At 67.3% G+C, this 14,228-nt stretch carries 11 protein-coding genes and 1 pseudogene; 5 read left to right on the top strand and 7 right to left on the bottom strand.

Annotated elements, in window-relative coordinates; all coding sequences use genetic code 11:
- On the bottom strand, positions 1-2,524 hold a 2,524-nt coding region (gene alaS, locus WAX14_RS15420), incomplete at its 3' end, for an alanine--tRNA ligase (protein ID WP_422628927.1).
- Positions 2,525-2,735: 211 nt separating this feature from the next.
- Between alaS and WAX14_RS15415 the strand changes: the two genes are divergently transcribed.
- Positions 2,736-2,948, top strand: a complete 213-nt coding sequence (locus tag WAX14_RS15415; RefSeq protein WP_422628926.1) for a hypothetical protein — start codon at positions 2,736-2,738, stop codon at positions 2,946-2,948.
- A 7-nt stretch (positions 2,949-2,955) separates the two neighbouring features.
- Here WAX14_RS15415 and WAX14_RS15410 read toward each other — a convergent pair whose 3' ends face one another.
- Positions 2,956-4,365: a replication-associated recombination protein A gene (locus WAX14_RS15410; RefSeq protein WP_422628925.1), complete on the bottom strand. Its 1,410-nt coding sequence runs from the start codon at positions 4,363-4,365 to the stop codon at positions 2,956-2,958.
- A 154-nt stretch (positions 4,366-4,519) separates the two neighbouring features.
- On the opposite strand from WAX14_RS15410, the gene WAX14_RS15405 reads away from it, so the two are divergent.
- Positions 4,520-6,154 (top strand): alkaline phosphatase D family protein, encoded by a 1,635-nt coding sequence (locus WAX14_RS15405; RefSeq protein WP_422628924.1) that lies wholly within the window; start codon positions 4,520-4,522, stop codon positions 6,152-6,154.
- A 66-nt stretch (positions 6,155-6,220) separates the two neighbouring features.
- On the opposite strand, the gene WAX14_RS15400 is transcribed toward WAX14_RS15405, so the two are convergent.
- Complete coding sequence (locus tag WAX14_RS15400; protein WP_422628923.1) at positions 6,221-7,390, bottom strand: kinase; 1,170 nt, start codon at positions 7,388-7,390, stop codon at positions 6,221-6,223.
- A gap of 218 nt (positions 7,391-7,608) precedes the next feature.
- The gene (gene aspS / locus WAX14_RS15395) at positions 7,609-9,414 is read right to left on the bottom strand and encodes an aspartate--tRNA ligase (RefSeq protein ID WP_422628922.1); all 1,806 of its coding nucleotides are present in this window, start codon (positions 9,412-9,414) and stop codon (positions 7,609-7,611) included.
- Positions 9,415-9,558: 144 nt separating this feature from the next.
- Here aspS and WAX14_RS15390 point away from each other — a divergent pair, with 144 nt between their 5' ends.
- Entirely contained in the window at positions 9,559-10,470 is a 912-nt protein-coding gene (locus WAX14_RS15390; RefSeq protein WP_422628921.1) for a KPN_02809 family neutral zinc metallopeptidase, read from the top strand.
- 34 nt (positions 10,471-10,504) lie between these two features.
- Here the strand turns inward: WAX14_RS15390 and WAX14_RS15385 are convergent, their stop codons facing one another.
- From WAX14_RS15385 to WAX14_RS15375, 3 genes and pseudogenes are all read right to left on the bottom strand, one after another.
- Positions 10,505-11,512, bottom strand: a complete 1,008-nt coding sequence (locus tag WAX14_RS15385; protein WP_422628920.1) for an iron-siderophore ABC transporter substrate-binding protein — start codon at positions 11,510-11,512, stop codon at positions 10,505-10,507.
- 71 nt (positions 11,513-11,583) lie between these two features.
- On the bottom strand, positions 11,584-12,051 hold the full coding sequence (locus WAX14_RS15380; RefSeq protein WP_422628928.1) for a macro domain-containing protein: 468 nt from the start codon (positions 12,049-12,051) through the stop codon (positions 11,584-11,586).
- A 60-nt stretch (positions 12,052-12,111) separates the two neighbouring features.
- Positions 12,112-13,047, bottom strand: a pseudogene (locus WAX14_RS15375) (ADP-ribosylglycohydrolase family protein); the annotation flags it as partial.
- 66 nt (positions 13,048-13,113) lie between these two features.
- On the opposite strand from WAX14_RS15375, the gene WAX14_RS15370 reads away from it, so the two are divergent.
- Positions 13,114-13,791 carry an NUDIX hydrolase gene (locus WAX14_RS15370; RefSeq protein ID WP_422628919.1) on the top strand — a complete coding sequence of 226 codons (678 nt, stop codon included), beginning with the start codon at positions 13,114-13,116 and terminating at the stop codon, positions 13,789-13,791.
- A 112-nt stretch (positions 13,792-13,903) separates the two neighbouring features.
- Positions 13,904-14,068 (top strand): hypothetical protein, encoded by a 165-nt coding sequence (locus WAX14_RS15365; protein ID WP_422628918.1) that lies wholly within the window; start codon positions 13,904-13,906, stop codon positions 14,066-14,068.
- The last annotated feature ends 160 nt before the right edge of the window (positions 14,069-14,228 follow it).

The raw sequence follows: 14,228 nt of genomic DNA, 5'->3' as shown, positions 1-14,228 counted from the left end.
CGCCTGCCTTGACGCCCTTCTCCTGAGCAGCCTTGGTGGTGGCGACGACAAAGGGGACCTTGCCGTCTGCGTTGCCGAGCAGCAGCACGACCGCGGGCTCGGTGCCGAGGCGTCCGCGTACGTCCGTCGCGAGGCTGCGCAGGTCGTTACCCGCGACCCCGACGGGTGCCGCTTCCGCGATCACCAGCATGTCACCGATCCGCTGCGCCTTGTCGGCAACGGCGCCTGCCGAGGCGAGCACTGCGGCAGCGCGCGTCTTCTCGAGTTCCTTCTCGGCGACCTTGAGACGTTCGATGAGCGATTCGACGCGGCCGGGGACTTCGTCGGACGGCACTTTCAGGGTCGAGGACAGTCCGGCCAGCAGAGCACGTTCCTTGGCGAGATGCCGGTACGAGTCCAGGCCGACGTACGCCTCGACGCGACGGAACCCGGAGCCGACCGATTGCTCGCCGAGCAGGGTCACCGTGCCGATGTGCGACGAGTGCTGCACGTGGGTGCCGCCGCACAGTTCCATCGAGAACGGTCCGCCGATCTCGACGACACGAACCTCGTCGCCGTAGTTCTCACCGAACAGCGCCATCGCGCCCATCTTCTTGGCCTTGTCGAGGTCGGTGACGAACGTGTTCACCGGGTAGTTCGCGGCCACGGCCTCGTTGGTGACGGCCTCGATGTCGCTCTTCTGCTGCTCGGAGAGCGCCCCCGGCCAGGAGAAGTCGAAGCGCAGGTATCCGGGCTTGTTCAGCGAACCTGCCTGCACGGCGTTCGGCCCGAGGACCTGACGCAGCGCGGCGTGCACCATGTGAGTGCCCGAGTGTCCCTGGGTGGCACCTTTACGCCACTCCGGATCGACCTGCACGAGGACGGTGTCTCCCTCGGTGACCTGGCCTTCGAGCACGGTGACCTTGTGAACCCACAATTGTTTGGCGATCTTCTGGACGTCGTTGACCTTGACACGCAGGCCGGTCGCGGTGATCGTGCCGATGTCGGCGATCTGGCCGCCTGCTTCGGCATAGAGCGGGCTGCGATCCAGGATCAATTCGACGTCCTGACCGGCCTGGGCAGCGTGGAGGCGTTCGCCGCCGGTGATGACGGCGAGCACGTTGGCTTCGGACACCAGTTCTGCGAATCCGGTGAATTCGGTAGGTCCGCGATCGAGCAGTTCCTTGTAGACGGTCAGGTCGGCGTGCGCGTGCTTGCGGGCGCGGGCATCGTCCTTCGCGCGCTGACGCTGCTCGGCCATCAGTGACCGGAAACCCACTTCGTCGACGGACAGTCCGGCCTCCGCGGCCATTTCCAACGTCAGGTCGATCGGGAAACCATAGGTGTCGTGAAGTGCGAATGCCTCGGAACCACCGAGCACTGTCAGGCCCTCCGCCTTGACCGCGTCGACGGCGCCTTCGAACAGCTTCGACCCGGTGTCGAGTGTCTTGAGGAACGCCGACTCCTCGCCGACCGCGACGGTCTCGATGCGTGGGAAGTTGGTGGCCAGTTCCGGGTAGGACGGTGCCATGGTGTCGCGAACGACGGCCATGAACGCGGCCATCGTCGGGGTGGTCGCGCCGAGGAGGCGTGCCGAACGCACGATGCGGCGCAGCAGACGACGAAGCACGTATCCGCGGCCGTCGTTGCCGGGGTTGACACCGTCGACGATGAGCATCGCGGCGGTGCGGGCATGGTCGGCGATGACCCGGAATCGCACGTCCGACGCATGGTCGGTGCCGTAGCTGCTGCCGGTCAATTCCTGCGCCTTGTCGATGACCGGGCGCAGCAGATCCGTCTCGTAGACGTTCTCGACGCCCTGCAGCAGGAACGCGACACGTTCGACGCCCATCCCGGTGTCGATGTTCTTTTTCGGCAGCGGCCCGAGGACCGGGTAGTTGTCCTTGGCGCCGCCCTCGCCCCGCTCGTTCTGCATGAACACGAGGTTCCAGATCTCGATGTAGCGATCCTCGTCGGCTTCGGGGCCGCCGTCGACGCCGTAGTCGGGGCCGCGGTCGTAGAAGATCTCCGAGCACGGGCCGCACGGACCGGGGATGCCCATCGACCAGTAGTTGTCCTTCATGCCGCGACGCTGGATGCGGTCTTCGGGAACACCGACCTCGTCACGCCAGATGCCGAATGCCTCGTCGTCGTCGAGGTACACCGTTGCCCACAACTTCTCCGGGTCGATGCCGTATCCACCCTCGTCGACGGAATCGGTGAGCAGTGTCCAGGCGTGGGTGATCGCTTCGCGTTTGAAATAGTCGCCGAACGAGAAATTGCCCGCCATCTGGAAGAACGTGTTGTGGCGGGTGGTGATACCCACTTCTTCGATGTCGAGGGTGCGCACACACTTCTGCACCGAGGTGGCCCGCGGGAACGGCGGCGTCTGCTGGCCGAGGAAGAACGGCACGAAGGGCACCATTCCCGCGTTGACGAACAGCAGGTTGGGGTCGGCCAGGATCAACGAGGCGCTGGGTACTTCGGTGTGGCCGGCCTTCACGAAGTGGTCGAGAAAGCGTCTGCGGATCTCGTGGGTCTGCACGTCATGGTCCTTCGGGTCGGGCGGTGTGATGTGTGCCCGCGGTGGGGCCGGCGACTCCGGCGAATCGGCCGTCGTTCAGCCTATCGCGACTTCCGACGCTGCCGCCCGTCCCCCTCGACCGGGACCCGCGTGCCCTCCGAACGGAGTACTCACTATTGTCTCTGACGAGATGGACATATCGGACCTGCCGGACCGGAGAATCGGAGTATCAGTGTCTGGACGGAAGCTGCACGACACGGACACCGCAACCGCGGAACGGGCACGCGCCCTCGCGGACGCCCTCGCTGCCTCACTGGACGGGCTCTTCGACCACGTCGAATCGGCTCGGCGCATCCCGGATCGGGATCTGCGGCGGCTCAACGACATCGTCGCCGGATGGAACGACGCCGTCACCCGACCCGACGCCTCGACCGCACGCGTGTGACTGCCACCTACTGACCACGCACGACCCGGCGCAGCTTCGGCACCCGCGCCGACAGTTCCCGCTCGGTGCCGCGCGCGGTGGGCCGGTAGTAGTCCACACCGACGAGATCGTCCGGCGGGTACTGCTGCGCCACGACACCGTCTGGGTCGTCGTGGGGATAGCGATATCCGATCGCGTTGCCCAACCCTTGTGCGCCCTGATAGTGGCCGTCGCGCAGGTGCGGTGGCACCGGACCCGCCCTGCCCGCCTTCACATCCGCGATCGCCGCGCCGAGCGCCGCGGTCACCGCACCCGATTTCGGCGCGGTGGCGATGTGGATCGTGGCCTGCGCCAGCGCGAGCTGCGCTTCGGGCATGCCGACCTGCTGCACAACGTGTGCGGCCGCAACTGCTGCCTGGAGTGCGGTCGGGTCGGCCAGGCCGACCTCCTCGCTCGCCTGAATCATCAATCGTCGCGCGATGAATCGCGGGTCCTCACCGGCGACGATCATCCGCGCCAGGTAGTGCAGAGCCGCGTCCACGTCGGAGCCCCGCAACGATTTGATGAAAGCGCTCGCGACATCGAAGTGCTGATCGCCGTCGCGGTCGTAGCGGACCGCAGCCTTGTCGATGCTCGATTCGACCGTGGGCAGATCGATCACCGGGTCACCGGCGGCCGTTCGATCGACGGCAGTCTCCGCCGCCGCCTCGAGCGCGGTCAATGCCCGCCGGGCGTCGCCCCCCGCGAGACGCACCAGATGATCGAGAGCATCGTCGGCCATCGCAATCCTGCCGTCGAGACCGCGCGGATCGGTGCGGGCACGTTCGATCAATGCACGGATGTCGTCGGGTGCGAGCGGTTGCAACTGCAGTACCAGCGACCGAGACAGCAACGGCGCTACCACCGAAAACGACGGGTTCTCCGTAGTAGCGGCGACGAGCAGCACGATGCGGTTCTCGACGGCAGCAAGCAACGCGTCCTGCTGGGTCTTGGAGAACCGATGGACCTCGTCGATGAACAGCACGGTCTGTTCGCCCTGCGTGAGCCGCCGCCTGGCGAGTTCGATCACCGCGCGCACGTCCTTGACGCCGGCGGACAGCGCGGACAACGCCTCGAATCTGCGGCCGGTGGCCCCGGAGATCAGTGACGCGAGCGTGGTCTTGCCGGTGCCGGGCGGCCCGTAGAGAACGACGGATGCGGCACCGGATCCCTCCACGAGGCGCCGCAGCGGCGCACCGTGGGCCAGCAGATGCTGCTGTCCGACGACTTCGTCGATGCTGCGCGGGCGCATCCGGGCGGCGAGCGGCGCGTTCGGTCCGCTCGGCTCGAGTTTCGCGCGGCGAATCGACGGTTCGGGCCCCGCGGATGGCACGTTCGGTGCCTCGAACAGGGCATCGGGTGCGCCGGCGGAATCGTCCGCCCCGAAAAGATCACTCACCCTCACGACGCTACAAGGCGAGGCGGACAGGCCGCGCGGGCCGCCACGGGTGGAACTCTGCGTGAATTCCGGGCACAATCCCGGGCCTGCCTTTTATCGATATGTGATCGTGTGGTCGGATCGGCAGGTGCCTCACACTTCTTCGGGTCCGCGCGTGTCCAGGCGGGCTGTCCTGCGTTCCGGGGCGATCGCCGCGGGCGTCGCCACACTCGGTACTGCAATCCCCGCCTCGGCAGCGCCGCCCGCGTTCGGTCATGGCGTTGCGTCCGGGGATCCGCTGCCCGACCGGGTGATCCTGTGGACCCGTGTCACTCCTTCCGCCGACGCCACACCCGGATCGGGACTGGGTCCGGATACCGCGGTGCGTTGGGAGATCGCTCCGGATCCCGACTTTCGTCAGGGTGCGGCATCCGGAGTCGTCACCACGAGCGCGGCATCCGACCACACCGTGACGGTCGATGCGACCGGCTTGAGCCCGGATACCCGATATTTCTATCGGTTCACTCTGGTCGGATCCGGTGTCGTGTCGCCGATCGGACGGACCTGGACCGCTCCCGCGGACGGCGCAAGCCCGGGGCGGCTCCGGCTGGGTGTCGTCTCGTGCGCGAACTGGGAGGACGGCTACTTCTCCGCGTACCGGCATCTCGCGGCTCGCACAGATCTCGATGCGATCGTGCATCTCGGTGACTATCTGTACGAGTACGGGAGCGGCGAGTATGCACCGACGAGCGGGCCGGTACGTCGCCACGCGCCGCTGCACGCAATCGTCACACTCACCGACTACCGTGTCCGGCACGCCCAGCACAAGACCGATCCGGATCTGCAGGCCCTGCATGCGCGACTGCCGTGGATCGTCACGTGGGACGATCACGAATCCGCAAACAACGCGTGGTCCGGTGGCGCCGAGAATCATGATCCCGCGACAGAGGGCACCTGGTCGGATCGCGCCGCAGCGGCACGACAGGCATATCTGGAGTGGATGCCGGTGCGGGTCTCGGGCACCGAACCCCGGCTCTACCGTCGGCTGCGGTTCGGCGACCTGGCCGAACTGTCCATGCTCGATCTGCGCAGCTACCGGTCTCAGGAGGTCGGTTTCGGACCCGACTTGCGTGAGGTCGACGATCCGGCCCGGACGATCACCGGGGCGGAACAGATGGAATGGCTGACGGCCGGGATCACGAGTTCTTCCACTCGGTGGCAACTTGTCGGCAATCCGGTGATGCTCTCCCCGGTGCTGATTCCTCCACTCGACGCAGCCACCAGTGCGGCGCTCACCGAACTCGTGGGCATCCCCGCCACGGGAATCCCGATCAACCCGGACCAGTGGGACGGGTACGCCGCGGACAGGCGGCGGTTGCTCGACGCGATCACCGCGTCCGACCGTCGCAACGTGGTGTTTCTCACCGGAGATATCCACACCTCGTGGGCGTGTGACGTGCCGGTCGACGCCGCCGCCTACCCGGCGGGCGGAACTGTCGCAACGGAGCTGGTCGTGCCGTCGGTGACCTCGCAGAACATCGACGACACCTTGGGGGCCCCGCCGCGGACCGCCTCCCCCGGCCTCGAGTCCGCGGTAGGCGAACTCAACCGACACGTGCGCTACGTGGAACTCGATTCGCACGGATACGCCGTACTCGATGTCACACCCGACGCGGTGCAGATGGATTGGATCTACGTACTCGATCGGGCCGACCCGACGACCGGTGTGCGGCACGGCGCGAGCATGCGAGTCGGCGCCGGGTCGGCCCGCGTCGAACCGGCGACACCACTCGTCGACAGCGGATCCTGACGCGACAGCATCGAGCGGGCACTGACGCGATCGCGTCAGAGCCCGCTCGGCGAGGGTTCAGAGGGTTCAGAGGTTGTCGCGCCTACCCCGGATGCACGCCAGCACATCGCGGGCATGCTCGGCGACGTCGTCGTGCCCGCTGTCTGCCGCGTACTCCGCGAGCAGCGACCACCGTGACTCGAGCGCGTCGAGTCGATGCACGGACAACTGGTGTGCCCGCACCGGCGCGATCCGGGCATGATCCTCGGGGAGATACAGTTCGGTGCTGAGCCAGACGCACGCGAGTTGTGCGTCGAGCAGACGCGTCGCGAACACTTCGTCGAACGCCAGTTGCGGCCAGATGGCGACCACCTCGGCGCGCCACGCATCTGCCATCGCCCGGACCCGGTCGAGTGTCAGCGGTGCGACGCACAGGCACGACGGGAACGAGGTGAGCGCGAAAGCGATATCGAGTGTGGCGTCCCGGAATCCGCCCCATTCGTAGTCGAGGAACTGCACACCGTCGTCCCCGACGACGATGTTGTCCGGGCACAGATCCGAGGGGCTGAACGCCCGGAACCGTCCACCCGTGAACAGGCGCGCTGCACGGTCCGCGCGATCGAGGACGGACTGCGGCACGGTCAGTCCGAAATCATGGGCGAGCAGTTCGGGAACTGCTCGGACGGCCTGCACCGCTTGCTCGGACACGACATCCGCGGCATTGCCGACGTCGGCGCGTCTCAGCAGGGCCGCGAAGTCCTCCTCGCGACCGACGGTCGCTGCGTGCATCCGACCCAGTGCCTGAGCGAGCGCCATCAACGTGTTGCCGACGGTGTCCGCGTCACTGCTGCGCAGCAGCGAGGCGAGCGGCGTCGCGTCACCGAGGTCGCTGAGTACGAGCAGCCGGGATTCGAAGTCGTGAGCCAGCAGTTCAGCGCCGGGCCGGTTGTCCTTCGCGAGGGCAGTCGCAAACTGGTACGACACCGCCTCCCGCAGGAACGCGACCTCGTCGCCCGTCTCGGCGCCGCGGAAATCGACGTGGCCGACGCCGCGGGAACGCGGAAGCTGCTTGAGCACCAGCGTCCGCGGCAGCGAGAACGGGTTGGCCGCGACTCGCACGCGCAGCACCGTGGACAGGCCGCTACCGCCCAGATCGACGGGGTCCGCGAGGGTCACCGGCGCGCCGGTACGGCGTGTGAGCAGCTTTTCGGCTGCTTGAACAACCTCTGAAACGGGGTCTGCCAATATTGCGGTCATCGCTCCACAATCTACCTGGAATTGGGTCACCACAGGTCCTGCAGAAGTCTCGATCCGGCTGGGACCTTCGGTACCCGGAACACAAAACGGGAGCAAGGATGCCGGGCTCCCACCGCGGTCGACGATCCGAGAATGCGACCGTTCACGGACCTGCGATCAATCCGCATCGCCGGCATTTCCGGGCGTGTCGGCGCCGGGCACCGACACGCCCGGGTCGCCTAGACCGAGTCTGCGACCGCATCCTTCGCCGACTTGTCGCCCTTGGGTTCGGGGACGAAGTCCACGCCCGTTTCCTTGCGCTGCGCGGCGCTGATCGGGCCCGGCGCATCGGTGAGCGGATCGACCCCACCACCGGACTTCGGGAATGCGATGACCTCGCGGATCGAATCCACACCGGCGAGTAGTGCGGTGATGCGATCCCAGCCGAAGGCGATCCCACCGTGCGGCGGAGCACCGTACTTGAACGCGTCGAGCAGGAAGCCGAACTTGTCGTTGGCTTCGTCCTCACCGATACCCATGACCCCGAAGACCCGCTCCTGAATATCGGAGCGGTGGATACGGATCGAGCCACCACCGATTTCGTTGCCGTTGCAGACGATGTCGTAGGCGTAGGCCAGCGCCGAACCGGGGTCGGTGTCGAAGGTGTCGAGGAACTCGGGCTTCGGCGAGGTGAACGCGTGATGCACCGCCGTCCACGCCGACGAACCGAGGGCGACATCTCCGGATGCGGTTGCCTCCGCTGCCGGCTCGAACATCGGCGCGTCGACGACCCACACGAATGCCCAAGCCTTCGGGTCGATCAGGTCGAGCTTGCGGGCGATCTCGCCGCGGGCCGCACCGAGCAGTGCCCGCATGGGCTTGGTCGCTCCGGCGGCGAAGAAGATGCAGTCACCGGGCTTCGCGCCGACGTGGTCACACAGGCCGGCGCGCTCGGTATCGGTGAGATTCTTCGCGACCGGACCCGCCAGTTCACCGTCCTCGCCGACGAGCACGTAGGCGAGTCCCTTGGCGCCGCGCTGCTTGGCCCATTCCTGCCACGCGTCGAGCTGGCGCCTCGGTTGTCCTGCCCCACCCGGCATGACGACAGCGCCGACGTACTCGGATTGGAACACCCGGAACGTGGTGTCCTTGAAGAAGTCCTTGCATTCGACGAGTTCGATGCCGAAACGCAGATCCGGCTTGTCTGATCCGAATCGTCGCATCGCCTCGGCGTACGTCATGCGCGGGATCGGAGTGTCGAGTTCGAAGTCCACGAGCCGCCAGAGTGCGTGCAGGATCTCCTCCGCCAGCAGGATGACATCGTCCTGCCCCACGAATGCCATCTCGATGTCGAGCTGGGTGAACTCGGGCTGGCGATCGGCCCGGAAGTCCTCGTCACGGTAGCAGCGGGCGATCTGGTAGTACCGCTCGATGCCGCCGACCATGAGGAGTTGCTTGAACAACTGCGGACTCTGCGGCAGCGCGTAGAAGTTGCCGGGTTGCAGGCGCGCCGGCACCACGAAGTCGCGGGCGCCCTCCGGTGTCGAGCGAGTCAGGGTGGGGGTCTCGACCTCGACGAACGAGTGGTGCGCCAGGACCGAGCGGGCCGCGGCGTTGACCTTGCTCCGCAGACGGATGGCCTTACCCGGCCCCTCCCTGCGCAGGTCGAGGTAGCGGTACTTCAGGCGCGCTTCCTCACCGGCCTGATCGTCGAGTTGGAACGGCAGCGGCGCCGCCTCGTTGAGGACCTCGAGCGCGGTCGCGTTGACCTCGATCGCGCCGGTCGGAATGTCGAAGTTCTGGTTGCCGTCGGGACGCACCTCGACAACACCGGTGACCTTCACGCAGAACTCGGCGCGCAGGCGGTGGGCCTGCTCGAGGACGTCGGGGTCACGGAACACGACCTGGGCGACACCGGAGGCATCGCGCAGGTCGATGAAGATCACCCCGCCGTGGTCGCGGCGCCGGGCCACCCAGCCGGTGAGGGTGACGGACTGCTCGGCGTGCTCGGCTCGCAACGAGCCGGCGAGATGGGTGCGCAGCACGGAAATCCTTTCGAAATCGTTCGACGAGATTCGTCGTCAGTCGCAATCCTACGAAAGACACGAACGGGACGAGGACACCCGTGTCGGATTCGACGTGCCAAGCTTGTGCCGCGACGCGAGCACCTGCGACAAGAAAGCGATGCGATGACGTTCAACGACGGGGCACGGATCGAGGCGGGCCGGGTCCGCCGGGGCGGCGGTGGCCGTGGCGGCAAGGTCGCGATCGGCGGCGGGGTCGGCGGCATCATCGTCGTGATCCTCGTGCTGCTGTTCGGCGGTGATCCGGGATCCCTACTCGGGTCGGGCACGGTCGACCAGAACAACCCGTCCGAAACCGGCAGCTCCGGGGACTGCCTGACCGGCGCGGACGCCAACTCCGATGTGAACTGCCGGGTCGAATACACCGCCGGCAGCCTCGATCTGGTGTGGGAACAGCAACTGAAGCAGCAGACCGGCATCGCCTACGTGCGTCCCGAGGTCCAGTTGTTCTCGGGGTCGGTCGCCACCGGCTGCGGCAATGCGACCAGCGACGTCGGGCCGTTCTACTGCCCCGCCGACCAGACCGCCTATTTCGACACCAGTTTCTTCCAGGAGCTCGTGACCCGCTTCGGTTCCAGTGCCGGACCGCTGGCCCAGGAATACGTGGTGGCGCACGAATTCGGTCATCATCTGCAGACGCAACTCGGTGACATCGGCCGCGCGCAGGCCGATCCGCGCGGCCCGGAATCCGGCGCGGTGCGCACCGAGTTGCAAGCAGACTGCTATGCCGGTGTGTGGGCGCACCACGCGGACCGCATGATCGACCCGGCCACAGGTCAACCGTTTCTCGCACCGCTCTCGGACACCGACGTCCGCGACGCCTTGTCCGCGGCGTCGGCCGTCGGTGACGACCGCATTCAGGCCGCCGCGACCGGCCGGGTGAATCCGGAAGGCTGGACGCACGGTTCCTCCGAGCAACGGCAGAAATGGTTCCTCGCCGGCTACCGCACCGGCCAGGTCGCGGCGTGCGACACCTATGCGGCAGCGGACCTCGACAATCCGCCGGCGTTGCGCTGACAGTTTCCGGCATCGCAACCGCGGTGGTGTGCTGCTATACGAGCAGCGGTGCGATCCGCGACGGGATGGCCGCGAGCGCGTACGGCAGCGACAGGACGGTGCTCCAGGTCATCGCCTCCGCTGCCTCGTCTTCGAGAATGATCGTGCGACCGTCCTCGACGACGTCCAACTGTTGATACAGCGGTGTCCTGTCGAGTTCGGCACGCAACGTGTCGCCGTACCCACCACCGGCGTACCAGACCAGCAGATCGACGTCCGCCAGCGCCAACTGTTCGGTGCTGATCTGGGCGAAGTTGGTGGTGGTGATCTGCTGCGTGACGGGCGGATTGACGAAGCCGAGTTCGGTGAAGAACCGCACCTTCGGGTCCTCGGGTCCGTAAACACCGAACTGACCGGGGCTGTCGAGTGCACCCACGATCACCGTCTTGCCCGCAAAGGCGGGGTTTGCGGCGGCGACGTCGGTGAATTGCTTACCGACCGAGGCCACCAACTCTGCTGCCCGGTCCGACTTGCCGAGTGCCTCACCGATGATCCGGGTCTGGTCCTGCCACGGCACCCCGTAGTCGGCGAATTCCCCGGGCTGCGCGACGGTCGGTGCGAGTGCGCTCAGCTTGTGATATTCGTCCTCGGTCAACCCCGAGTACGTGCCGACGATCAGATCGGGATCGACGGCAGCCACCTGCTCGATGCTGATCCCGGCACTCGCGCTGCCGACGATCACCGGTGTCGCTCCGGCGAGCAGGTGCTGTGCCCACGGCCAGACGGCATTCGGATGGTTGCCGTACCAGTCGAATACGCCGACCGGGGTGGCACCGAGCGCCAGAATCGCGTCCTGATCGTTGTAGCCCACACTGACGACGCGCTGCGGGCCGGGCGGAATCCGGGTCTCGCCGAACTTGTTGCCGATGACCGCACCGGTGCCGCGAGCGGACGACCCACCGTCACCGTCGCCGTCACTGCTGCAGGCACCGACGAACGCGAGCGCCGCGCCGGACACCCCGATCAGGAATCCCCGCCGCGTCAACATATCGACTACTGCCATCACCCCTCCTCGAATCACGACAAAGCCAGGCAAGGCTAACCGAATCTTGCGGGTGGGTGCGCCGACTTGCTCTACGCCAGTTCCCGGCGCATCAGGGCTGCGGTCCCGGGATCGGCCGCCACGAGTGTCACCTCCATCGCGGAGTCCGCGTCGGTGAGCGCCGCGACGGCCTCCCGCACCGCGTCGTCGATCGGCCATCCACCGGCTCCGCCGGAAATGAGCGGGAATGCGATGGTGCGCGCACCGACGGCTTCCGCGGCTGCCAGGCTTCGCGTGTAGGTCGCGCGCAGTGTCCCCGCTCGGTCCTCGCTGGCGGAGTGGCGTGGGCCGACCGTGTGGACTACCCAGGACGCCGGGAGGTTCCCGGCCGGTGTCACGACCGCGGCGCCCACACTCAGTCCGTCCGGCAGGGTCGTGGCACGTAACGTGTCACACGCCGCACGGATCGCCGGGCCGCCGGCCCGCTGGACGGCCCGATCGACCCCGCCGTCCCCGCTGAGCGCGGAGTCGGTCGCGTTCACGACGGCATCGACGCGCATCGTTGTGATGTCGCCCTCGACCACCGTGATTGCGGGTCGTGACGGTCGCGGGGCACTCGGGCCGCCCCGGGCGGCATCCACTGCGAGCCGAACCAGATCGTCGGCGTCGAGACCGGGCCAGCCGTGCAGTATGCGGCGCCAGTGCCCCGGGATCGCCGACGCGCCCCACCGCGCCCCGAGCAGTCCACCCGCGATCGCAGCGGTGGTGTCGGTGTCACCACCGGCGCGTACCGCGGCCTCGAGCGCGGCGTGTAGATGCGCCTCCCCCGTGCCCGGGGTGGTGGTGATCGCCCACCATGCGGTCTGCAATGCGTGCACCACCCAGCCGTTGTTCGCGAAATCTGCGGGCGTGCCGCGTTCGGCCTCGTCGAGCAGCGGTCGCCAGAATCCGACGACATCGGCGGATGCGACCTTCAGGTATCCGCGCACACCGTCGAACGTGCCGTGCAGCACGGCGTGCCGGATGGCGTGGGACCACATCCGGCACGCGTGCTCGGCGGTCGGGTCGTCGTGCGTGAGGGCGCTGATCCTCGCGGCAGCTTCGAGGCATCCTGCCCGGTCGTTCAGATAGGCGAGTGCGACCGGCGCGGTGCGCATGAGCGAACCGTTGCCCGCCTTGCGGCCGGTGAGCGACCGGGCGTGGGCCTGCATGGTCGCCGCGTCGCGGGCGCGGCGACGCAGGACGCTCCGCGTCTGGTTGCCGATGTCCTTCGGGTTCGAGTCGTACCAGCGGACGAACTGGGCGGCGACCGCGTCGAGGCCCGATCCGCGGCCGATGTCGACTCCAGTCGCGGCGACTTCGGCGATCGCCACGGCCATCGCCGTGTCGTCGGTCCACTCCCCCGGTTCCCATGCGAACGTGCCGCCGCCGATCATGCCGATCGTCGTGGTCGCCGCCGGATAGGTGAATTCGTAGCCGGCGCCCAAAGCGTCGCCGGCGGCGGTCCCGAGCAGCACTCCGGCCGCCCGATCGAGCTGTCGTGCAGACAGGGTCATCGCACACCTCCCATATAGCGCAATATTGCGCTAATAATAGATCGAGAGCGAGTTAATATGCAAGACATGGGTGAACCGACCAACTCGACGGACATGACTCTCGCCGACTACGACCGCCCGTCGGTAGCGGTCGATGTCGCGGTACTGACCTACCTCGACGACAACCTGCACGTCCTGGTCGTCGACCACCGACTCGGGTCTCGCGCGCTCCCCGGCACATTCCTGCACTGCGGTGAACGTCTGGTCGACGCGGCCCACCGCGCCCTCCGCGACAAGGCGGCCGTCACCGGACTGAAGTTCCGCCAACTGCACATGTTCGACGCGCCGGGCCGCGACGACCGCGGATGGGTGGTGTCGATGGCCCACACCGCCGCGGTACCCGCGGCCGACCTCCCGCCCGGCGCAATACTTTTGGGCGTCGACAACGGAGTCGTCGACGACCTCGCCTTCGACCACGCCGACATGGTGCGACTGGCGGTCGACGACCTGCGCGCCCGCTACACGATGCAGGCCGACCCCGACCATCTACTCGGTGACGAGTTCACCGTGCTGGAGTTGCGCAGGCTGTACGAAGTGATCTTCGCTCGTTCCCTGCAGAAAGATTCGTTTCGCCGCCACGTCGTCGAGGCCCTCGAGAACACCGGGCATCTATCGAATCCCGGGCAGGGGCGGCCTGCCGAACTGTTCCGGCGGCGCGCAGGGGCCCGACTCCCAGCCCAGGCCGCGGTCCTGCTCACCGGCTGAGTTTGCCGGGCGCGGCCGGCGGGTATCAGGGACCGGGTATCAGGGACGTCGTAACAGATAGACATCGAAGGTACAGGGTATCGACGTCACGGCGACCGGAGGAGGCAGCATCGTGACGCAACCGAACGACACCGGCCCAGGTGAGGGACTCGGCGAGATCGTGGACGAACTGGAGAACAAGGTCGAGCGCGAACGCGACGAACGTGACGTTCCGGGCAGCAGATCCGACCGGGACGACACCGAATCCGTCGACACCGGGGACGACGCACCGGACTGACGATCGCCCGACCCGAATCAGCGTCGCCGGCCTGCCGCGGTCATGACCACATCGCCGGATCTCTTCAGCCACAAGAGGATCCTGCTGCGCGACTTGGCCCCAAGGCCGACTGGCCGGGTTCGCACTCGGCGTGAACGAACCTGCCGAGCGGGGGCATTGC

This window comes from Rhodococcus sp. (in: high G+C Gram-positive bacteria), from assembly GCF_049299235.1.
Classification (GTDB): domain Bacteria; phylum Actinomycetota; class Actinomycetes; order Mycobacteriales; family Mycobacteriaceae; genus Rhodococcus.
Note: the sequence above shows the minus strand (reverse complement) of the source record. Positions and strands in the feature narration are given on the sequence as shown.

What these genes read in the sequence shown, in the direction of transcription:
- WAX14_RS15390 (WP_422628921.1), top strand. Translation starts at nt 9,559, where the DNA reads ATGACGTTCAACGACGGGGCACGGATCGAGGCGGGCCGGGTCCGCCGG.
- WAX14_RS15370 (WP_422628919.1), top strand. Translation starts at nt 13,114, where the DNA reads ATGGGTGAACCGACCAACTCGACGGACATGACTCTCGCCGACTACGAC.
- WAX14_RS15400 (WP_422628923.1), bottom strand. Translation starts at nt 7,390, where the DNA reads ATGACCGCAATATTGGCAGACCCCGTTTCAGAGGTTGTTCAAGCAGCC.
- WAX14_RS15385 (WP_422628920.1), bottom strand. Translation starts at nt 11,512, where the DNA reads ATGGCAGTAGTCGATATGTTGACGCGGCGGGGATTCCTGATCGGGGTG.
- WAX14_RS15380 (WP_422628928.1), bottom strand. Translation starts at nt 12,051, where the DNA reads ATGCGCGTCGATGCCGTCGTGAACGCGACCGACTCCGCGCTCAGCGGG.